Origin of the sequence: Microcoleus sp. bin38.metabat.b11b12b14.051 (assembly GCF_013299165.1) — a bacterium.
Taxonomy (GTDB): Bacteria; Cyanobacteriota; Cyanobacteriia; order Cyanobacteriales; family Microcoleaceae; genus Microcoleus.
In genome coordinates this window covers 1-21,121 of sequence record NZ_JAAFKD010000032.1, presented here as the reverse complement: position 1 = coordinate 21,121, position 21,121 = coordinate 1, and the positions used below count along the sequence as shown (strand labels likewise).

The window sequence follows — 21,121 nt, the reverse complement described above, 5'->3', positions numbered from 1 at the left end:
CCTTAAAGGTAAAATTTTTTCTGATGCGCGGCATCGTCTTTCAGACTCATCCGATCGGGTGATTTAAAAAAAGTTCCCCAACCAGCACCTGTAAACAATTATAGCTAATCTTTGCAACTTATTAAAAAATGTTAAGTTTTTTCAGCCTCAAGAGGTGGGCCCAAGCTTCGATCGCACGCAACTCACAATATACGGAGGCGGGATCGGCCAGCGGGCGATCGGCTTGGTGTACGTCGTGGCTTGTCTTGTAGGGCGATCGCACAGTGCGTGGGACAAACGACAACATATTTAAGACATTGAATCTCATAAACCCGATTTGTCGATCGCGGTGCCGAAGTCCTGAATATATCTCTGCCCTGTCCCCGCAACAGGTTAAAATATTTTGCAAATTTGTTAAAAATGGAAAAACCCAAACATGAATCGTCCTCAAAGCGTTACAGTTCTGGCAATCTTACAGTTAATTAGCGGCATCTTCAGCCTGCTTGACGGCTTGTTCATCCTACTATTTGCAGGCGTTTTAGGCGGTCTCGGTGCAGTGGGATTCGGTGCCAAAGTTGGCACTGTCATCGGCGGGTTCATTGCAATTTTTGCTGGAATCGCTATTATTATCGGAATTATTTCCTTAGTTTTAGCATGGGGTTTGTTTCAACTCAAAACTTGGGCTTGGACAGGAACATTCATTATCCATGTCATCGCCATCCTCGCCCAAATTGCTAAACTGTTCGGTACCGCAGGTGCAGCCGTCAATTTTTTATCTCTGGGTTTTGCTATCGCTAGCATTTACTACCTGCTACAGCCCGATGTTAAACAAGCATTTTCTGTTTAATTTAGTCCTACTCTTTCAGTCCGCGCAGGCGGACGAAAGTTTGTGTAGATGCGATTTCAATCGCCGAATCCGATCTTTGTTTGTGTAGATGCGATTTCAATCGCCGAATCCGATCTTTGTTTGTGTAGATGCGATTTCAATCGCCGAATCTGAACTCTTTCAATTAACGGTACTGAATTCTCGGGTCAAAAACAGCATAGGAAATATCCACCACCAGATTGATCAGCACAAAAGTCACAGCCACAAAAATTACTCCGCCTTGGACAATAGGGTAATCCCGCGTCAGGATACCGCTATAAATCCAAGAACCAATTCCGGGCCACGAGAAAATCGTTTCAGTCAAAATCGCACCGCCTAAAAGCGTACCAAACTGCAAACCGATAGTTGTGACGATCGGCAAAAACGCATTTTTCAAAGCGTGTCTCAAAATCACCCAAAATTCCGGCAAACCCTTAGCCCGCGCCGTGCGGATGTAATCTTGCGATAACACTTCCAGCATCGCAGCACGAGTAATTCGAGCGATAATAGCTAGCGGGATAGTTCCTAAAGTCAAGGCTGGAAGGATTAAATGGGCGATCGCATCCCGGAAAGCAGCCAAATTCCACCTCAGCAAAGAATCCACAACATAAACACCCGTAATCGACTTAAAACCAAACCCCAAATCCACACTAATTCGCCCGCTAGGGGGCAGCCATTTCAGATAAACAGCAAACAAATAAATCAACATCAAACCCAACCAATAGACTGGTAAAGATACCCCAATCAAAGAACCGCTCATCGTCAGATTATCCAGCCAGCTATTCTTCCGAACCGCCGCCAAAATTCCCGCCGGAATTCCGATCGCAAGTGCTACCAACATCGCCGCCACCGACAGTTCCAAAGTAGCAGGCCAGCGAGTTATAATTTCATCAATTATCGGAATTCCGCTAATAATGCTATTTCCCAAATCAAAGCGCATCAAACTCCCTAAAAAAGCCAAATATTGCAAAAATAAAGCCTGATTTAAACCCAATCTCGCTCTCAAGATTTCTACTTGTTCGGGAGTTCCGCGTTCTCCCAAAAGCACAGTCGCCGGGTCTCCAGGTATCAAATGCAAAAAAATGAATACTAGCAGAGTGATTCCGAACAAAACTGGCAATATTCCTAGTAAACGTTTAACAATATATTGGAACATCAGTTTATTTTAAATGTGATCTCATTATAAGTTCGTAGTGCGGACTTTAGTCCGCAGCATGAAAGCGGACTTCAGTCCGCACTACGAACCTTACTTATTAATCAAACCAAATCTTCACTATGACTTACTCACATCCTCAAGACACTCTGAAAAATCTGCGGACTGAAGTCCGCACTACGAACCTTCCTTACTTATTAATCAAACCAAATCTTGACTAGGATTCAATACGGTTGACTTAACAGTTTTTGACAAATTTCAGAGATCGATTTGATAGGCAATACAGGCATTTTTTGCTCATCAGATTGTTCTTAAGTCAACCGTATTGGACTATGATTTACTGACATCCTCAAAAGACTCCGAACCCAAAGGACTTGGAATCCAACCTTGAATATTCTTGCGTTTCCCTAAAAGTGGCTGTGAATGTACGATCGGCAAACGCACAGCCTCCCCATACAAAATCTCGCCAACTTCCGCATAAATTTTCGCCCTAGCTGCTTTATCCCCACTCGCCCTTCCCTGATCCAAAAGTTCCAAAACCTTCGGATTTTTCCAATTTCCCAAATCCGCCGTCGAACCAGGCCCGAAGTGAGGATAATAAAAATTGTCTGGATCGCCATAATCTCCAGTCCAACCCATCATAAAAGCTTGAAAGCCCGGAGGTTTTAGTCGATCGGCTAAATAAGCAGACCAATCCTTTGTCAGCAATTTTACCCGAATCCCGATCGCGCTCAAATCCGCCGCAAAAGCCTCAGCAATCGGTTTCGGCGTAGGAAAATAGGGACGGCTGACGGGCATATACCACAAATCCAAATCAAAACCATTCGGATAACCGGCCTTCGCCAGCATTGCTTTAGCTTGCTGCGGGTTAAATTCGTAATCTTTAACTTTGTCAGACTCCGCCCAATTCAGCGACGGCGGGATAAATTGCGAGTCATGTTTGCCAAGTTCTCCCCAGAAAGCCTTGACTATAGCTTGTTTGTTGATTGTTTGGGCGATCGCCCGCCGCACCTCCGATTTAGCCAAAGGCCCATAACTCGGATTTAAGGCTAAATAACCCACATTAAAAGAAGGCCGCACCACAGCTTCTAAATTAGTATCCGCCTGCACCTCTTTCAATTGATCCGGCGTTAAATCCACAGTAAAATCAAGTTGACCAGCCCTCAATTGAGCCAATCTCGCCGCCGGATCGTCCACAAAACGAAGTACCAACTGATTAACTTTCGGCGTTCCAGCTTTCCAATAATTCGGATTTTTTTCTAAGATAATGCGATCGCCCGATCGCCATTCCTTAAATACAAAAGGCCCCGTACCCACCGCCAGCGACCCCGGAGTGCCGTATTTAGCCCCCACTTTTTTCACCGCCGCCGGACTCGCGATCCCAAAATAACCCGACCCAATCGCCGCCGGAAAGGCCGCAAAAGGCCGATTTAAGACAAACCTAATCGTAGACTTATCAACAACGGTCACATCCTTGACCAGGGAATCTTTATCGCCCTTAAATCCAGCAAAAAAGTCCTTCCAAATCTGATAATTTTTGCCAGAATCCCGATACCCCTGAGGATTTTTCGCATCCCACCAGCGATCGACATTAAACTTGACAGCATCCGCATCAAAATCCGTCCCATCGTGAAACTTCACCCCGGATCGCAACTTAAAAGTCCAAGTTTTGCCATCTGTCGAACTCGACCATTTAGTCGCCAGACTCGGTTCCAGTTCTACGGTTCCCGGTTTAAAATCAGTCAAGCGATTGTAAATTTGGTCGATCGCAATCACCGAATTACCATCAGTAACATTTCCCGGTTCCAGATTCACCGGTGGGCCGCCCGCGCCGTAGACTAAAGCCCCCGCTGGAACAGCACCAGGAGTTGTCGCAGTTGGAGAATTATTATTGTTAACTGTGTTTGAATTAGTGCTGCAATTGGATAGAATTAAAGCCATCCCAAAAACAAGACCTAATAAAAATAAACGCCAGGATTTTATTAATTTCATCTCAATCGCTCCTTCCCGGTAAAAATCAGCTATCTTAAAAGTTTGTAGTCAGTAACAGTAGTCGTAGGGTGCGTCGCCATTGAAAATCTCCCAAGTCGATCTACAATCTCAAAGCGACGCACCTGTGCCATAGCTGACCCGTGAAAAAACACTTTTTTGTAAGTAGTTGCACAGAATTAATTACACAAACTCTCACCTGAAAGCCTTGCCTAGTTAAGACTTTTGATGTAATTAATTTTGCCCAGTTACTTAGCATTACTTTTGGGAACTCATATAACAATAGTTCGGACAGTTTTTTAACGGCCCTGTAAGCCTAGGGCGAGGAAGCCCTGCCATTTTTAACGCATTTTAGGAAACTTAGCGCGCTTACTTAAACTTTGAAATAATAATCTACCATATAGCCAGTCTGGGTTTCGGACACTCGACTAGATATAAAACTGTCCGATGTATTGATATAACCTTGAGCCTTTTAATGACCGGGCATATTACCTAACCATAGCCCGAGCAACTCCCGACTCATCAATCAATATTAAATTTTAGGTGATCGCTAGTATTGCCAACCATTATTGATACAACAATTCAGCCCTAGTAAAATACAGGGGGGGGAAATTATAAGAATAAAAACCTCCCTGTTCAGTGATAGAATATTCTATCACTACACTTGTAGCTCCAGGTACACCTAGAGGTACAGATACAATTTGATTGTTTGGTCCGTATTTACACTCTCCAGCCCAAAGCAATTTTCCATCAACTGATATTCTTACTAAATAAGTTAAGTTGGTATCTCCAGCCGATAAATCTTGTTGACCCAACTGTAGGAGCAACCCCTTTTGAGAACCATCTAGTTGAAAACCCACTCGTTGTTCGTTTGTATTTCCTCTTAAGCTAAATACTGGTGAAGATAACTTCCCACGAATTAAAATTGTTCCTTTCACAAAATTTATATAATTATCACCGGATATTACCATGTCTTTGAGCAATAAATTAACTTTTTTGAACCGACTCAAGTCAGACGGAGGCGCGGTAAATCCTTTATTTGGAAAATATCCAGGAAGTTCATTATTCTTGTTTTCTCCTTGACGAGTGACCTCATTGCCCAACTGAGGCGATTCAGTTGGTTGTGCACTAATGTTTGGACTCCCAGTTGGAGTTGGAGTCGGCGTTGGAACCAATGACGGAGTGGGTAATGGAGTCGGCGTTGGAACCAATGAAGTAGTTGGTGATGGAGTCGGCGTTGGAACCAATGACGGAGTGGGTAATGGAGTCGGCGTTGGAATGGGTGGTGGAGTAGGGTTGTTTAAAGCTAAATAACCTCCTTTGAGAAGTAAGAAAGTAACTCCTGATGCAATGAATGCACCAAAAATAAACGCGGAAATAATTAAATAGATGATTGTCTTGGTTTTTCCTGGCTGTCTATTCTCATTTTCCCCTCCAGGCTTTTGATTAGAACTTGATGAAGGCCTTTGATCTTTCTGGCTCATTTTTTTTTACTCCATTTAATTCATATTTTATTCGTAGCTTACCAATCCATCTTTAAAAATAGGGTTCTCAGCTAAGTCAGGTTGCTTTATTATCCAATCGCTTGATACTCGTTGCAGGCAAAGTCTGATTAGCAGGGCGTACTTTCTGCTTATTACCTAATTGGAACGAGGCAAACGTTGAATAAACAATGCCCCTTGCCTTTCCTCTACTATTTGCGCTCTCTCCCAATCGAGCCACTGGAGAAATCCGTTGCTATTTTTGATGAAATCCTCAGTAACGTTCAAGGGAAAATTGAGCATTTCTAAACCTGTAATCCTGAGCATATTCCCTAAAATATTGTCGAGGAAATTGCTAGCATTTATATTCTCTTGCCTCATTAGTTCACAGATTTCCTTCAGAGCTTCTAATTTTTGATTATCGACCCAGCTTGAAGATGAAAAAATTCTAGTAGCTTCATCTAGTGGCAAACTGAGATTTTCTCTCATTAAACCTCGAAAAATCTCACTTTTTACAAGGCTTCCAATGTTCTTTTTTTGAATTTTTTCGCAAAGAGCTAACAGTCCAGAAAAGCTTGGTGACTTAAAACATAAGCCCGACAAAAATGTTGCTTGGTTATAAACCAGAGCATTTTCGCCTATTTTCGTGATTTTTAAGATGCCACCAGGAGGAACTGTTATGTTTCTTACTTCCGTTGTCTCTGAGTTGCCTAATGAATTTCTTGGATCTAGAAACTCATATCCTTCCGTGGAAAGCCGCCACAACCTTTCTATTGATTGTACCCCAAAGTCCCAAACCTGAGCTGGAATTCTTACACCTTTAATCCCTCGAATCTCGATTAATTCACCATGTTGACTACGACTCTCAATTACTCCATCAGCGCAGCCCTTGTTAAACACATTTAGACTATAAATCCTGCTTGCATCACTCAATTCTTTATAATTGACACTATCAACTATAAAGTCATAGTTATAGTTAATTCTTGGTAGTCCCTGTAAATTTATAGTAATAGGCCTTGGTTCCACAGTATCGTTAACTTGGGTATGTACAGGTCTCCAAATTTCCGGGTGGATAACCTGCTGATTCAATTTAGGCCAAGCTTTAGCCAGTTGAGTAGCAGAAATAATAAACGCAGCTTTCACCTGTAGTCGTTCTTTTTCCCTCGCTACAGCCATACCTGCTACACCTTTTAGTTCGTCATCCCACACGGGCGCACCACTGAAACCAGGTTCTAAGGCATAACCCATCTGTTTCACATCCTCAAGCTCCACCCAACCTTTAGCATTTCGTGTGCGTAACACACCAGAAGCTGGAACACCATTGGCTTGACCTTCTGGAAAACCCAAAACTTGGAAAGGATGTCCCCACAAGTCGTTAGATGTAACCAATCGCACACAGCGAAATCCATTGGGCGGAAGACTCTCTAACTCTAATCCAGCAATATCTTCTTCAAACTTATTACGATTGAGTGGTCGCCAGAAAACTACTTTGGCTTTGAACGGCCGTTGGGATGCCAGGATTGGGAAGTCTAAAGTGATTTCTGCATCCGGCATCTCGACAGTTTCTTTCGGCAGTCCCAAAGCACCAGCTACCACATGGGCGCAGGTCAGGATATGCTTTTCAGAGACTAAAAAGCCAGCACCAACAACTTTGCCGCTACTGTTTGAGTAAATCCTGACGATCGATGGTTCAAGTGCTACTGTCATCGTTTGACTTTCGTTGCCACTTCAGCGTAATTTCATAGTTGACTTCGGCATTGCCAGAAGCAATAACGGCCCCAAGTTCAGCACTCATTTTTATACCAAACTTAACCTCCACTTCATCTGCTGGCTCGTTCAAGCTACGCACCTTGGTCATGATCGCATTTGTTAGGGGCTTGATTTTTTCCAGTGCCGACTCGAAAGTCTGTTGCGCCTTTTGAACGATTTCATCGCGCAAACCAATGCAATCGTCAATTGGGGCTGGATCTTCTACTTCCACAAAAATGGAGTCGCCACTTTCTAAAGGAAATTCAACTATGCGCTTCACACTTGACCTCGTTATCTTGTTTGGGACGATGTAGTATATGGTATCTCTATTTTCTTTTATAGACAAGACTTATGCAAATTACCTGTTCAGAAACTACCTATAGTAGCAAAGTGGCTCGGCGTACCTTACCATCGGAATTGCCAATTCGGAAGCTTAAGCTGTTGCGCATTTAAATTGCATATTTATGGCGGACGGGACGCCCACCCCACAATACTTTGATGGTTTTTTGATATACAATTTAAATGCCGCAACAGCTTATCAAGCCACCATCCGCGAAGACATCGCCCATTTCCCGGTTATCGCGTCGCAAAAGCCGAAGCAATGACTGATGCAGAAATGGAAGCACTGTTAGATACGACCGACGGTTTATTGAAGTTATAAAATATGGAACACGCTGATGATATCATGTTGGAACTAGCGGGAATGGACGATCGCGATCGAGTAAAACTCGGCACCGTCGCAGATAATCGAAATCCCCAAAAATCATCAGTACCAACTTCCAAACTATCGATCGCACCACACAGCTACAACTCATAACTCTCCTCACCCATATTCCCCAATTCTGGGCTACCGAGAAACTCTCCATCCTCTAATTCCTCAATTGCAGACTCAAAACTTTCCACCACAAACGGCAAACCCGCCGCCATCAAACCGCGCTGAATGCGATCGCTACTTTCATCAAACAACACAAATAGCGGATGAACAGCCTCAGCCTCAGCGCTAAAAATATGTCTGTAGCGGTAAGGCATCACCCACTCGTAAGTTTTATCCAACCAAACCTGACACTGCCGCCAGCGCCCCAACAAATCAGAAAAATCTTCACCAGGGCGGTGAATAAAAACTAAAATTTCCACCCCAATTTTAACTTTCCACTCTGGATCGCACATCAAAATCACCAAATCGCAAGGCAAACAAACTGCTTGTCCCGGCGATATGCTAGTCCCCCCACCTCCCGCATAGGACACCCCCTCCCGCAAGCGCGCAATCGGCAAAGGAATGCTAATTAAACTTTCGTTAGCGCGACGGATACTCGGAATCATCTCCATGTACAGCCGATATTTTTTCAGCAGGGCGATCGCCGCCGAAAATTCGCTGTACTGTGCTAATAAAGCCTCGTAATGTGATTGTTTGACAGACATTTTAAATCAATTAATAATTAATTAGTCATTGGTCATTTGTCATTTGTCATTTGTCATTTGTCATTTGTCATCTCGCCCGAAGAGCGACTTGCCCGCCCGCGAAGTCGAGGGGAGCCGAAGGGTGGTCATTTGTCATTTGTCATCTTGCCCGAAGAGCGACTTGCCCGCCCGCGAAGTCGAGGGGAGCCGAAGGGTGGTCATTTGTGCAGTAGAGAACTCGCGAACAGCATTCCTGCCGTCATTAGTCATTGGTGATTACTTGGCGGTAATTGGTGATTTGTTATTTAAAATGTAGCCAAGACGATAAGCTAATCGTCATTTAAATTTCCAAGCTGATTCCCTTGTAGTAAGGACTTCGGAGGGGTAATCATGCAATTTAAATGTCGAACAGCTTACCACTGACTGAACATTATTAAAAATTCAAACAAAGCCAATGTCAACTGACAACCCCTCGACTCCGCGGGCGGGCTCTTCTGTCAACTGACAACCCCTCGACTCCGCGGGCGGGCTCTTCTGTCAACTGACAACTCTTCGACTCCCCTCGACTTCGCGGGCGGGCAAGTCGCTCTTCGGGCAAGCTGTCAACCCCTCGACTCCGCGGGCGGGCTCTTCTGTCAACTGTCAACTGTCAACTGTCAACTGACTTTTTACATCTTCTGAAACACTGCGAACATCGGCAGGTACATCGACAGCAAAATCGAAGCTACGATCGCACCGATGACCACAATCATCAGAGGTTCCAACATACTGGTAAGTCCTTTGACTGCTTCTTCCACTTCCGTTTCGTAGAAAGCGCCAACTTTCATCAGCATCTTATCCAGTTCCCCTGTTTCCTCGCCAATTGCCATCATTTGAATAGCCAAAGACGGAAAAACAGCTTGTTCTTGCAAAGCAATACTGATCATGCCGCCGCTTTGAATTTCCTGTCTGGCATATTCGATCGCATTCGATATCGCCTGATTCCCCGCCACATCTCGCACAATTTCCAAAGAACTGAGAATCGGCACGCCCGATCGCGTCAGCGAGCCAAAGATGACGCAAAACCTCGCCACCGCCGATTTTTCGATCAAATCTCCAAAAATTGGCAACTTCATCGCAATCCTATCAATTTGCAGGCGACCTATAGGAGTTTTGTAGTACATATCGAACGCTATTTTTAGCGCTGCAATCACCCCAATCACCGTCACTTGTTGGATCGGAGGCCAAGCCGTACAAAACGCGCTAATTCCTAGCATAAACAGCGTAAAAGCTGGCAAATCGGCGCCAATATCCTTAAATATTTTCGCGAAAGTTGGCAGCAAGAATATAGTCATCGCGAAAAAAATCACGATCGCGATAAACAGCACTGTCTTCGGATAAGACATAGCCGACTTAATTTCCGCCTCAGTTTTGTGATTTTTTTCCATCATCACCGCCAAACGGTCGAGGGTTTCATCTAGCACCCCACCGACTTCTCCCGCCGCCACCATGCTGACGAAGAGTTGGTCAAAAACATCAGGAAACTTAGACATCGCCTCTGCCAAGTTTATCCCCTCCTGGACATCAGCATTCATGCTCCTGAGCGCTCGCTTCAACTTAGCATTAGAACACTGCTCGTGGAGTACCGAAAGGCATCTCACGATCGCCACCCCTGCATTAAACATAGCCGCAAACTGACGAGCAAAAATAGCCATATCCTTAACAGTAAGACTGGTAAGGTTATACTCAAATTGCTCCTGGATTGCACTCAAATCAAAACTACCTTTCGGTTTTTCGCGAACAACGTTGGTAGCCACAGCTCACCTCTGAAATTTTATTAAAAGTCATTAGTCATTAGTCATTAGTCATTAGTTTTTTGGGTATTAACTCCTAACTAATGACTACTGACTCCGCCCAAAAACTGGTACAAGGCACGACAATCATCACGGTCGATCCCCAAATTTTAGACTATAGTTTTAAATCTAAAATCTAAAATCTAAAATCGACTGACTGCCTGACTGAATTAATTAATGAGTCTTTTGCTTTTCGCCAACAGGTGCCGGGCCGATCAAGCGTTCGAGTTCGTCAGCCTTAGAAGCCTTGCCCATTGCCGATTCCCAACTGATTTTACCGGTCTTGTAAAGTTCAGCCAGCGCCATTTCCATCGTTCTCATGCCCAATTTCGCCCCCATTTGGATTTGGGAGTAAATCATCGGAGTTTTGCCCTCCCGGATCAAGTTAGCCATAGCTGGAGTATTCACCATGATTTCCATAGCGCAACAGCGACCGCCCCCAACTTTCACCACCAAATTTTGGCTGCAAATTCCCACCAAAGAGTTAGATACTTGGGCGCGAACTTGGGGTTGTTGAATGGGCGGGAACACGTCCAAAATCCGATCGATCGTTGCAGCAGCCGAATTAGTGTGCAACGTTCCCATCACCATGTGACCTGTTTCTGCCGCCGAAATTGCCAGACCGATCGTTTCCAAGTCCCGCATTTCCCCTACCAGAATTACATCAGGATCTTCGCGCAAAGCAGCTTTCAGTGCATTAGCAAAGCTCTTAGTATCTTCGCCCTTTTGGCGCTGGTGAAACAAACTCTTGATATTCGGAAACACATATTCGATCGGGTCTTCAACCGTCAGAATGTGCTCTGCCCGCGTCCGGTTGACCAGATCCAACAAAGCCGCCATCGTAGTAGTTTTCCCCGAACCGGTTTGTCCCGTCACCAACAGCATACCCCTGGGTCTTTCCGTCAGATCCCGCAAAATCTGCGGCACACCTAAAGCATCTGCGTTAGGAATCTTAGAAGCCAGAGCCCGCATACAAGCAGCCCAAGCACCCCGCTCCCGGTAGACATTGACCCGGAACCGAGCCAATCCCCGAACCCCGTAAGCGCAGTCGAGTTCCCACTCCATTTCCAACTGCTTGCGCTGCATATTGTTGAGCATTTGGAAAATCAGGATCTGCACTTCCTCAGCAGACAGAATGTCGCCGTATTGCGACTGAGGAGTTAGTTTCCCGCTGACGCGGAAGAATATAGGCGCGCCTGCTTGGATGTGTATGTCCGAACCCCCTTGCTCTACCAGGGACTCCAGTACGTCTTCAATCATCAGACCCATAGATACCTCTCCTAGATCGAGTTGATAGTTATTGACCAATTTAACTCACTTGTCAATTGTTAGTTGTCAGTTGTCAGTTGCTAGTTGTTTTTCTGCTGACTAATGACTAATGACTAATGACGAATGACTAATGACGAATGACTAATGACTAATGACTAATGACGAATGACGAATGACTAATGACTAATGACTAATGACGAATGACTCCCCAATCAATCCAAAAAGCGCGGTGTCAAGCAGTACGGACAATCCAGCATCTCCGGCTTCAATTCCGCCCGACAAGTTTTGCAGGTAAGTCCCTGCTTGCGTTTGGCTTTCATTTCCGCCTCCAGCCCGGAGTCAGTAAACGTCACCCGCTCGACTTCTTCAAAGGTAGTCGCGCCTTCCCGCACTAACTGTAGGCTGTAAGCCAGCAACGTTTTCATCCCTTCTTCTACCGCAGCTTCCTTAATTTGCTCTGTGGCAGCTCCTTGAGTGATCAGAGTTTGCAGCCGCTCAGTATTTTTCAGGAACTCGTAAACCCCTACCCGTCCTTTGTAGCCTAGGCCTCCACACTTGCGACAAAGTTGATCGCGTTCTGCTAGTTCTTTCCTTTCCTCCAGCAGTATGGTGTTGGCTCTGTTGACAGTCAGATCGATTTCTTGAGAAGCTGACAGACCGTACTTGCCGAGTTCTTCAGTAGTAGGTTGGTAAGGAATGCAGCATTTGTCACAAACGCGCCGCATCAGACGCTGAGCCAACACGCCCAAGAGAGCTGCCGAAACCATGAACGGTTCTACCCCCATTTCTGCCAAACGCGCCACCGCCCCAGCCGCGTCGTTCGTGTGCAGCGTCGTCAGCACTAAGTGTCCGGTCAAAGCAGCTTCCAGAGCTGTTTTGGCCGTTTCCTTGTCCCGGGTTTCCCCCACCAGCATCACGTCAGGGTCTTGCCGCAAAAACGCCCGCAGAATGTTAGAAAAAGTCAAGTCTTTTTCCCGAATTACTTGACATTGGGTAATTCCTGGCAAAGCATATTCGATCGGGTCTTCCGCCGTACTGATATTAACCCCCGGATCGTTCCGTTCCGCCAGAATCGAGTACAGAGTAGTTGACTTACCAGAACCCGTCGGCCCCGTCACCAAAATCAGTCCGAACGGACGGCTAGCAGTCTCTCGCACCAAAGCCAGAGTTTCTTGATCCGAGATCAACAAACCCAAACCTAACTGAGTGCTGGAACTGTCCAAAATCCGCAACACGATTTTTTCGCCGTACCGCGAAGGCAAGCTATTCACCCGGAAATCCACCGTGCGTCCCTCAAACACCCGGCGGATGCGACCATCTTGAGCTTGTCGGCGTTCGGCAATGTCCAGGTTGGCAATAATCTTGAAACGAGCTGTAATCGATTGCACTACCTGCTTGGGAAACCGGAAATACTCTTGCAGCACCCCGTCTTTCCGCATCCGAATCCGCATGAATTCTTCTTGAGGTTCTACGTGGATGTCAGACACCTTTTCCGACAAAGCTTTAGCCAAAATGATGTTGACAGCCTTAATTACCGGAGCCGCCTCAGCATCGTCTAGGGTGTTAGCTAGGTCTTCTTGATCCGCACTCACCTCTTCTAGCGAGAGCTCGCCAAAATCTCCCTCCCCTAGCTCTAGCTTTCTCTGCTTATCGGCTTCTGCTATTTTGGCTGCTACCTTAACTTGCTCGTCTTGATAGGTTGCAGTAATGTCCTGATAGTCGTCTGGCGTAATCACCCGTCGCTGCAAAGCCATGCCGTGAGGCTGTAAAATCCGCCGCAAATCTTCTATGGCGTTGAGGTTATCGGGGTCTACCATTGCTACTAAAACCGCCTGAGGCTCTGTTTCAGTCTTCGCTACTGGTAAAAACCTACCTTGGTGACAAATGTCGATCGAAATCTTCAATCGATCGAGCATAGCTCCGAGTTGCTCGTTCGACAATTCGCTCATCTCCGGGTCATATGCTTCAACGCCGTAGACAATCTTCCGTTCAAACATCTGCTGTTTCTTGTAAAGCCGCAGCAATTCAGGGGGCAACGGCTGCCCGGTAAGTGCTTCCAATACCTCCGTCAACCGCTTACCCGACTTCCGGCTTTCTATTTGAGCTTCATTCAGTTGCTGGCTGTTGACGTAGCCCGACTGAATCATCTTGTTGAGAGCCGGAGTAAATTTGTTGACCGCAATTATCGATGTGGAGCGAAGCCCCTGGGATGCGTTAGTCATATAAAACACTCAATAGGTGGGAAACTCAGTCACAAAAAGTGCTGAGAGGAAAACCAACTCGGGGTTTCAACCCCCGTATGCTTTGCTTGTGGATGAGCTATCGTACTTTTATGGCTCAATCCCTATTCGTAAAGCGTAAACTCCTACTCCCCTCTTAGTTTCGCCCACAAATTGACGACTCGTTTGAGGGATTTGCGGATGCTGACCGGATCTGGTTCGTTGATGCCTAAGTTGCTTGCTTGCCCGATCGACCCGCGGGATACTCTTGTTATAGCCCAGAGGGTAGGCGCTTGGGGATTGCCCGTACCGTTCGATCGCAGCGGGGCGGGCTTTGTCGCAGAACCGCGATGTTTTCTATTCTGAAATTGTTCGCTGAGATTACACCGCCCGCGGCGGCGCCGTTAGCTCTACAAGGCTAAAGATTAGCTATGCGAGCTGTCACGATGATAGCTTTTACGAAACCCCTCAGAAAAATTTATCCAAAACCAGATAAATCATCACAGCCTAGACCTTAAATTGTTTTGGTCTTTTCTTTTTGTTTAGCTTTTGGGCTAAACTACACTTGCATTATTTTTTGATAATCTGATAATGCCTATCGTTTGATGCGCTATAATTTGAGGCTGCCAGAGACTCCAGTATCCAATCATAAAAACAGCACCCCGAATTCCCGTCAAGATTAACAACTTACTTTCAGGGTTAGACCAGCAGATAACTAACCCTAGCCGAGTATCAACCGAGCGGGCTGAGATGTGAAATCTTACTCTTGGGACTTAACTAATTGTTAATTAATTGTGAATCTCTGATTTTATTGAAAACGGCTATGCTCGTTCGCTCACTCCAAATTTATCTTGCTCTCTCTTTTAAAACCCTCCCACTCAATACTTCCGATCGTTGTTGATTGCCAATGGTATAATAAGGGTTTTAACGCGATTTGGCTATCGAGTTAGCAACGTAAAATCAATGGCTGAAAACTCGAAACTAAAACCGGTTCGGACTCTTGCCACTGGGAGAAAAATCTGAGTTTGCCTGCGACTAAAATAGCGAGATAGATTTTACATTCACGCTTCTTGTCAGCAACTACTGAACCCTTGGCAAAAAAACTTAAACTTTACGGTTTACTGCAACATTTAAAGCAATTTTTAAGTTGACAGTTGATAGTTGAGTCTTGACACCGAGTTCTACATAGAAGGAAGATAATTAAAGCAACTAATACTCGAATATTAATTTATTCCTAAAATAAACATACTTTCAACCAATTTTTTCTGGTAAAAATAGCAAAAATGCGATCGCCCCAGCCCTGAATTAGAACACAACAAAGCTGGTGTTAGCGCCAAAATACGTCATTATAGAGGAAAACAACAAAGTGTCATTTCCCCAAAAAAATATACAAAGCTTTGACAAATGCCTCCTCCTCAGCACTATATTTCCTATCAATCAGATGGTGCCAGACACCGTAAATTCTAGTTCTCTCGATTTACCGGGTTAAATGTATCTGCTAGAATTGATAGGGTTCTGTCGCGCAGCTTTTATGATTGACGAGGAAAAACAGCAAGATCGAGATCCTAACTCAACTGGGGAAACCCCAGAGGGCTCTCCAATGGCAAGCGAAAATCCGCCGGCACCAGCAAACTCGAACGGCTCTGCTGACTGGGAGCTCGAACTTGCTAGAGCTTATCAAAGTGCTCAGGACGATCGCCCGCCAGCAAACGCATCCGGGCAAACCGTCACCGGCAGTTCCACCAACAGCCCGCAGTTAGACGCGGCGGAGTCTTGGAAGAAGGAACTCGCCTCCGTAACAGATGAAAAAGAGGCCCTAAAAACTCAGTTGCAAGCCGCATCCGCTCAACTAGAAGACCTAAAAAATCAAAATCTCCGCCTAGCAGCAGATTTTGACAACTTCCGCAGGCGCACCCAAAAGGAAAAAGAAGAGTTAGATTTACAGGCAAGATGTCTCACGATTAAGCCCCTGTTGCCGGTCATCGACAATTTCGAGCGCGCTCGATCGCACATCAAGCCGCAAACAGACGGCGAAATGAACATTCACAAAAGCTACCAAAGCGTTTACAAGCAAATGGTAGATGGCCTCAAGCAAATCGGGGTTTCTCCGATGCGCCCAGAAGGCGAACAGTTTGACCCCAACCTCCACGAAGCTCTCCTCAGCGAGCCCACTGACGAACACGAGGAAGGTACAATCATCCAAGAACTAGAACGCGGCTACATTCTAGGCGATCGCGTCTTGCGGCACGCCAAAGTAAAAGTTGCGGCGGCTGGGCTATCTGTGGTAGCCTCAGATGAAAATCCCGATAGTTCGGAAAGTTAATCGGGAGAGAAGCTACCACATTCCTCGAAGTCACTGACCCCCGAATAGAATTCGGGGGCAGAGCGGCGGGAGACTCACCAAGTTCTTCGATCGAGACTAAAAGCAGGTCGGCGCTTTCTCCAGAAATTCTGAAAAATGTTTTTACCCGTCTTTGATATTGCTTTAGGACATCAAGTTTGTTTCCTACAATTCCGGTCGGGTGATGCTTGTTAAAACAAGCTGAGTCGTTTTTCCTCCCCCAACTTGTAGTTGGAGGTTTCCAAACATCCCACAAAGTTTTATGAGGCGCTATGGGGAAAATTATTGGAATTGACTTAGGCACGACTAACAGTTGCGTAGCAGTTTTAGAGGGCGGTAAACCCGTCGTGATCGCCAATTCCGAGGGCGGCCGCACAACTCCGAGCATCGTAGGATTTGGCAAGGGGGGCGATCGCTTAGTAGGTCAACTGGCAAAGCGACAAGCTGTAACTAATGCTGTAAATACTGTCTACAGTATCAAAAGATTTATCGGGCGCAGGTGGGACGACACGGAAGAAGAACGCTCCCGGACTCCCTATACCTGCATCAAAGGCAAAGACGACACTGTTAACGTCCAAATTCGGAACAAGGTTCACACCCCCCAAGAAATTTCGGCAATGGTACTCCAAAAGCTCAAGCAAGATGCTGAAGCTTATTTGGGACAACCTGTTACCCAAGCCGTAATTACAGTACCCGCCTACTTCACAGACGCCCAGCGGCAAGCTACTAAGGACGCAGGTACGATCGCGGGTTTAGAAGTCCTCCGCATCGTCAACGAACCGACGGCGGCTGCTCTTTCCTACGGCCTCGACAAGCAAAATATTGAACAGAAAATCTTGGTTTTTGACCTGGGCGGCGGTACTTTCGATGTTTCGATCCTGCAACTGGGAGACGGAATTTTTGAAGTCAACGCCACCGCAGGTAACAATCATCTCGGCGGAGATGACTTCGATGACTGCATAGTTCAGTGGCTGGTAGAAGCTTTCCGAACTCAAGAAGGCAGCGACCTTTCACAAGACAAAATGGCTTTGCAGCGCCTCCGAGAAGCCGCAGAAAAAGCCAAAATAGAACTTTCTAACCGCGAATCTACCTCGATTAATCTGCCGTTCATTTCCTCTGATGCCAAAGGGCCTAAGCATCTGGAAATGGAACTATCTAAGGCTCAGTTTGAAAAACTTGTAGGTCATTTGGTGCAGGCCACGATCGATCCGGTGACTCAAGCCCTCAAAGACGCAAGTCTTACCCCCAAAGACATAGACAGGATTATTTTAGTCGGAGGCTCCACCCGGATTCCGGCAGTTCAAGAGGCAATTAGCAAGTATTTTGGCGGTGTCACTCCCGATCGATCTGTCAACCCCGACGAAGCTGTAGCCGTAGGCGCGGCAATTCAAGCCGGAGTTTTGGGCGGTGAAGTCAAAGATTTGCTGTTGCTAGATGTGACGCCGCTTTCCCTAGGCCTTGAAACCTTGGGCGGGGTATTCACGAAAGTCATTGAGCGCAATACAACTATCCCTACCAGCCGATCGCAAATGTACAGCACGGCTGTTGACGGACAAACCTCCGTAGAAATTCACGTCCTCCAAGGCGAGCGCGCATTGGTAAAAGACAATAAAAGTCTTGGCAAATTTCTGCTCAAAGGCATTCCCGCAGCTCCCCGCGGCGTTCCTCAAATCGAAGTTACCTTTGAAATCGATGCCAACGGCATTCTGAAGGTAGCCGCAGAAGACAAGGGAACCGGCAAAGAACAAAGCATCCAAATCTCCAATACAGGAGGATTGAGCGAAACCGAAGTCGAGCGGATGCGGCAAGAAGCCGAACTTTACGCCGACGAGGACATCAAGCGCGCTCAAATTGTCGAACTCAAAAATCAAGCCGACACCCTAGTCTATAATTGTGGTGTCACTTTGAAAACCAACGCGCAATTGCTGGGCGACGACCTCAAAATCGCAGCCGAAACAGCAGCAACAGCCTTGAAGGCGGCGATGGCTAACCCCGAGATCACAGGCGAGGAACTCACGCCCGCAATCGAAGCTTTCAAACAACTGCTATACTCGCTCGGGACAGCAGTCTACGAGCAAGCCCGCAGCGGGGCTGCCCCGTCAGGCTCGGAAGTTGAAAGCGAGACAATCTCAGAATTAGAAGAGCTTGCAGCTACCGACGACAGTGTTTTGCTGACAGAAGAGCTGCAGATGGTGCCCGAAGCTTCGCCGGAACCTCCGCCACAACCAAAACGACAGCCGGAACGACAGCCGGAACGACAGCCCGAACGACTGTCAAAGCGACAGCCGGAACCAAAACCGGAATCAAAACCGGAACCAAAACCGGAACCAAAACCGGAGCCAAAACCGGAACGACAGTCAAAGCGACAGCCGGAACCAAAACCGAAGGTTCCCGAACCTGACGTTGATGAGATGAATCCTTTCCTTTAGAACAACTCAACAGCTAAAAATTAAAAGTTAAAAATTAACAATGAGAATTTTTAATTTTTAATTCATAATTTCAGGAAAGGTCGCCCGTTTCTTTTTCGTACACTTTTTGTTATTTACCTCCAGGCAAGCAGCTCTATGGCCGGTGATTACTATGAAATATTAGGCGTTTCTCGCAGCGCAGATAAAGAGGAAATTAAGCGTGCTTACCGCCGTCTAGCTCGCAAGTACCATCCAGATGTCAACAAAGAATCCGGTGCGGAGGAGCGGTTTAAAGAAATTAACCGCGCTTACGAGGTACTCTCAGAACCCGAAACCCGCGCCCGTTTCGACCGTTTCGGCGAAGCAGGCGTGAGCGGTGCTGCGGCGGGCCCTGGTTTCCAAGACTTTGGCGACAGCTTTGCTGATATTTTTGAAAGCTTCTTTCAGGGTTTTCAGCAAGGAGGGGCAGCGGGCCAGCAACAAGGTCGCAGACGCAGCGGCCCAGTGCGCGGCGACGATTTGCGGCTCGATTTGCGTCTGGATTTCCGCGAAGCAGTTTTTGGTGGGGAAAAAGAACTCCGCATCAAGCACCTAGAAACTTGCGAAACTTGTACCGGGACTGGCGCCAAACCGGGAACCAGACCTCAAACCTGTTCGACTTGTACCGGCAGCGGTCAAGTCCGACGCGCTACCCGCACGCCTTTCGGCAGCTTTACTCAAGTTTCAGTTTGCCCCACCTGCAACGGCACTGGGCAAGTGATTGAGGACAAGTGCGAAACTTGCGGTGGCCGCGGGCAGAAAGAAGTGATGAAAAAGCTGAAAATCACTATTCCGGCTGGGGTTGACAACGGTACTCGTTTGCGCGTTTCCAATGAAGGGGATGCTGGAAAGCTGGGAGGGCCGCCAGGGGATCTTTACGTGTTCTTGGCGGTGAATGAAGATCCGCTATTTAGGCGGGATGGGATTAACGTTAATTCGGAAGTCAAGATTAGTTACTTGCAAGCAATTTTGGGCTGCCGGTTGGAAGTTGAAACTGTAGATGGGCCGACGGAATTGCTGATTCCTACGGGAACTCAGGCGAATACAGTTCTGACTCTGGAGAAAAAAGGAGTTCCTAAGTTGGGCAATCCAGTCAGTCGCGGTGACCATTTAATTCTGGTGTCTATTGACATTCCGACTAAGGTGACGGCTGAGGAACGGGAGTTGCTGATGCAGCTTGCTAAGCTGAAGGGCGATCGTACTGGTAAAGGTGGCTTGGAAGGATTTCTGGGCAATTTGTTTCAGAAATAAGCAAATATTTGACACTCGTGGGTGTCAAATTTTCCTGTTTCATGATTCGCCAGCGTTTTGTTGGATTATCTCTCAAAAAAGTGTGCGCAATTGCGCACATTTTGTCCAAGAAAAATAATTACTCGGCAATTTGTGGGAGTAGTCCTCAAAAAATGAGACCCATTGGGTCTCAAAAATCGGCGGTAGAATAATTCGCCGACAAGTGGTTTAATTCTCTGTTAAAAAAAAGTGTGCGCAATTGCGCACATTTTGTCCAAGAAAAATAATTGTTCGACAATTTGTGGGAGTAGTCCTCAAAAAAAAATGAGACCCATTGGGTCTCAAAAATCGGCGGTAGAATAATTCGCCGACAAGTGGTTTAATTCTCTGTTAAAAAAAGTGTGCGCAATTGCGCACATTTTGTCCAAGAAAAATAATTGTTCGACAATTTGTGGGAGTAGTCCTCAAAAAATGAGACCCATTGGGTCTCAAAAATCGGCGGTAGAATAATTCGCCGACAAGTGGTTTAATTCTCTGTTAAAAAAATGAGACCAATTGGTCTCAAAATTCCCAGGAAGAATAATTTATCGGCAATTGGTTTACTAAAAAATTAGGCTTTCAGGATTTGAGATCGGAAATTTGAGAATAAAAAACGCACTATGACTTCAACATCCACAATTGAAAATCCCAAATCCCCAGATGCCAAGATCGATCTGCGGGGGACTCCGTGTCCTCTAAATTTTGTCCGCACTAAATTGCGTTTGGAGCAAATGGCACCGGGTGCGGTTTTGGAAGTGTGGCTGGATGCTGGGGAGCCGATCGAACAAGTGCCTGATAGTCTGAAAATGGAAGGCTATCAAATTCTCGAAACTCAATTTATGGCGGATGAGTCGGAGTCCGGCTTTTTTGCGATGAAAGTGCAGCGCCCAGAACTCCAGGAAGCCGGTTGACATACTCCCCGCTCTGAAGAGACGGGGATTCTAAGAATCACTTCTTAGGTTTTCTGCTTCGTAGCACCCGCCTTCACAGATTTACTCTGTTCTGGTCTTACGGTCGCTCCACAGACTGAAACGGCTAGCCCAGCCGCCAAAATGTTATTTGCTGCATTTACATCGCGGTCGTGGTTTGTCCCACATTTAGGGCAAGACCATTCCCGGATATTCAGAGGC

17 protein-coding genes and 1 pseudogene are annotated in these 21,121 nt (G+C 46.3%); 7 read left to right on the top strand and 11 right to left on the bottom strand.

Annotated elements, in window-relative coordinates; translation table 11 throughout:
• Positions 1-121: 121 nt before the first annotated feature.
• A complete protein-coding gene (locus tag QZW47_RS24945; protein WP_293133170.1) occupies positions 122-307 on the bottom strand; it encodes a hypothetical protein in 186 nt (61 codons plus the stop codon).
• A 108-nt stretch (positions 308-415) separates the two neighbouring features.
• Here QZW47_RS24945 and QZW47_RS24940 point away from each other — a divergent pair, with 108 nt between their 5' ends.
• The gene (locus tag QZW47_RS24940) at positions 416-826 is read left to right on the top strand and encodes a hypothetical protein (RefSeq protein WP_293133167.1); all 411 of its coding nucleotides are present in this window, start codon (positions 416-418) and stop codon (positions 824-826) included.
• A gap of 163 nt (positions 827-989) precedes the next feature.
• Here QZW47_RS24940 and QZW47_RS24935 read toward each other — a convergent pair whose 3' ends face one another.
• The 5 genes from QZW47_RS24935 to QZW47_RS24915 form a co-directional block, all read right to left on the bottom strand.
• Complete coding sequence (locus QZW47_RS24935; protein ID WP_293133164.1) at positions 990-2,000, bottom strand: ABC transporter permease; 1,011 nt, start codon at positions 1,998-2,000, stop codon at positions 990-992.
• 327 nt (positions 2,001-2,327) lie between these two features.
• Positions 2,328-3,989, bottom strand: coding sequence for an ABC transporter substrate-binding protein (locus QZW47_RS24930; RefSeq protein WP_293133161.1), 1,662 nt, complete (start codon positions 3,987-3,989; stop codon positions 2,328-2,330).
• A gap of 563 nt (positions 3,990-4,552) precedes the next feature.
• The gene (locus QZW47_RS24925; RefSeq protein ID WP_293133158.1) at positions 4,553-5,470 is read right to left on the bottom strand and encodes a hypothetical protein; all 918 of its coding nucleotides are present in this window, start codon (positions 5,468-5,470) and stop codon (positions 4,553-4,555) included.
• Positions 5,471-5,626: 156 nt separating this feature from the next.
• Positions 5,627-7,174, bottom strand: a complete 1,548-nt coding sequence (locus QZW47_RS24920; protein ID WP_293133155.1) for a serine protease — start codon at positions 7,172-7,174, stop codon at positions 5,627-5,629.
• Positions 7,158-7,496, bottom strand: a complete 339-nt coding sequence (locus QZW47_RS24915; protein ID WP_293133152.1) for a CU044_2847 family protein — start codon at positions 7,494-7,496, stop codon at positions 7,158-7,160. The genes QZW47_RS24920 and QZW47_RS24915 overlap by 17 nt, the downstream gene beginning before the upstream one ends.
• Positions 7,497-7,749: 253 nt before the next feature.
• Between QZW47_RS24915 and QZW47_RS24910 the strand changes: the two are divergent.
• Positions 7,750-7,979, top strand: a pseudogene (locus QZW47_RS24910) (saccharopine dehydrogenase-like oxidoreductase); the annotation flags it as partial.
• Between the two features lie 41 nt (positions 7,980-8,020).
• Here QZW47_RS24910 and QZW47_RS24905 read toward each other — a convergent pair.
• From QZW47_RS24905 to QZW47_RS24890, 4 genes are all read right to left on the bottom strand, one after another.
• Positions 8,021-8,635 carry a hypothetical protein gene (locus tag QZW47_RS24905; RefSeq protein WP_293133149.1) on the bottom strand — a complete coding sequence of 205 codons (615 nt, stop codon included), beginning with the start codon at positions 8,633-8,635 and terminating at the stop codon, positions 8,021-8,023.
• A 647-nt stretch (positions 8,636-9,282) separates the two neighbouring features.
• A complete protein-coding gene (locus QZW47_RS24900) occupies positions 9,283-10,410 on the bottom strand; it encodes a type II secretion system F family protein (RefSeq protein WP_293133146.1) in 1,128 nt (375 codons plus the stop codon).
• Positions 10,411-10,620: 210 nt separating this feature from the next.
• Positions 10,621-11,715, bottom strand: a complete 1,095-nt coding sequence (locus tag QZW47_RS24895) for a type IV pilus twitching motility protein PilT (protein WP_293133143.1) — start codon at positions 11,713-11,715, stop codon at positions 10,621-10,623.
• Between the two features lie 212 nt (positions 11,716-11,927).
• Positions 11,928-13,937, bottom strand: coding sequence for a GspE/PulE family protein (locus QZW47_RS24890; RefSeq protein WP_293133140.1), 2,010 nt, complete (start codon positions 13,935-13,937; stop codon positions 11,928-11,930).
• A gap of 198 nt (positions 13,938-14,135) precedes the next feature.
• Between QZW47_RS24890 and QZW47_RS24885 the strand changes: the two genes are divergently transcribed.
• The 5 genes from QZW47_RS24885 (at position 14,136) to QZW47_RS24865 (ending at position 20,902) form a co-directional block, all read left to right on the top strand.
• Positions 14,136-14,300 (top strand): hypothetical protein, encoded by a 165-nt coding sequence (locus tag QZW47_RS24885; RefSeq protein WP_293133137.1) that lies wholly within the window; start codon positions 14,136-14,138, stop codon positions 14,298-14,300.
• A gap of 1,165 nt (positions 14,301-15,465) precedes the next feature.
• Positions 15,466-16,257, top strand: coding sequence for a nucleotide exchange factor GrpE (grpE, locus tag QZW47_RS24880; RefSeq protein ID WP_293133135.1), 792 nt, complete (start codon positions 15,466-15,468; stop codon positions 16,255-16,257).
• Positions 16,258-16,547: 290 nt separating this feature from the next.
• Entirely contained in the window at positions 16,548-18,704 is a 2,157-nt protein-coding gene (gene dnaK / locus QZW47_RS24875) for a molecular chaperone DnaK (protein ID WP_293133132.1), read from the top strand.
• Between the two features lie 135 nt (positions 18,705-18,839).
• Positions 18,840-19,973, top strand: coding sequence for a molecular chaperone DnaJ (gene dnaJ, locus QZW47_RS24870; protein WP_293133129.1), 1,134 nt, complete (start codon positions 18,840-18,842; stop codon positions 19,971-19,973).
• Positions 19,974-20,611: 638 nt separating this feature from the next.
• Complete coding sequence (locus QZW47_RS24865) at positions 20,612-20,902, top strand: sulfurtransferase TusA family protein (protein ID WP_293133126.1); 291 nt, start codon at positions 20,612-20,614, stop codon at positions 20,900-20,902.
• A 44-nt stretch (positions 20,903-20,946) separates the two neighbouring features.
• On the opposite strand, the gene QZW47_RS24860 is transcribed toward QZW47_RS24865, so the two are convergent.
• A partial coding sequence (locus QZW47_RS24860; protein ID WP_293133331.1) for a zinc ribbon domain-containing protein occupies positions 20,947-21,121 on the bottom strand: 175 nt, incomplete at its 5' end.

Bases quoted from the DNA above. Each gene is read 5' to 3' on its own strand.
- QZW47_RS24945 (WP_293133170.1), bottom strand. From the start codon at position 307: ATGAGATTCAATGTCTTAAATATGTTGTCGTTTGTCCCACGCACTGTG.
- QZW47_RS24940 (WP_293133167.1), top strand. From the start codon at position 416: ATGAATCGTCCTCAAAGCGTTACAGTTCTGGCAATCTTACAGTTAATT.
- QZW47_RS24935 (WP_293133164.1), bottom strand. From the start codon at position 2,000: ATGTTCCAATATATTGTTAAACGTTTACTAGGAATATTGCCAGTTTTG.
- QZW47_RS24930 (WP_293133161.1), bottom strand. From the start codon at position 3,989: ATGAAATTAATAAAATCCTGGCGTTTATTTTTATTAGGTCTTGTTTTT.
- QZW47_RS24925 (WP_293133158.1), bottom strand. From the start codon at position 5,470: ATGAGCCAGAAAGATCAAAGGCCTTCATCAAGTTCTAATCAAAAGCCT.
- QZW47_RS24920 (WP_293133155.1), bottom strand. From the start codon at position 7,174: ATGACAGTAGCACTTGAACCATCGATCGTCAGGATTTACTCAAACAGT.
- QZW47_RS24905 (WP_293133149.1), bottom strand. From the start codon at position 8,635: ATGTCTGTCAAACAATCACATTACGAGGCTTTATTAGCACAGTACAGC.
- QZW47_RS24895 (WP_293133143.1), bottom strand. From the start codon at position 11,715: ATGGGTCTGATGATTGAAGACGTACTGGAGTCCCTGGTAGAGCAAGGG.
- QZW47_RS24890 (WP_293133140.1), bottom strand. From the start codon at position 13,937: ATGACTAACGCATCCCAGGGGCTTCGCTCCACATCGATAATTGCGGTC.
- QZW47_RS24885 (WP_293133137.1), top strand. From the start codon at position 14,136: ATGCTGACCGGATCTGGTTCGTTGATGCCTAAGTTGCTTGCTTGCCCG.
- grpE (WP_293133135.1), top strand. From the start codon at position 15,466: ATGATTGACGAGGAAAAACAGCAAGATCGAGATCCTAACTCAACTGGG.
- dnaK (WP_293133132.1), top strand. From the start codon at position 16,548: ATGGGGAAAATTATTGGAATTGACTTAGGCACGACTAACAGTTGCGTA.
- dnaJ (WP_293133129.1), top strand. From the start codon at position 18,840: ATGGCCGGTGATTACTATGAAATATTAGGCGTTTCTCGCAGCGCAGAT.
- QZW47_RS24865 (WP_293133126.1), top strand. From the start codon at position 20,612: ATGACTTCAACATCCACAATTGAAAATCCCAAATCCCCAGATGCCAAG.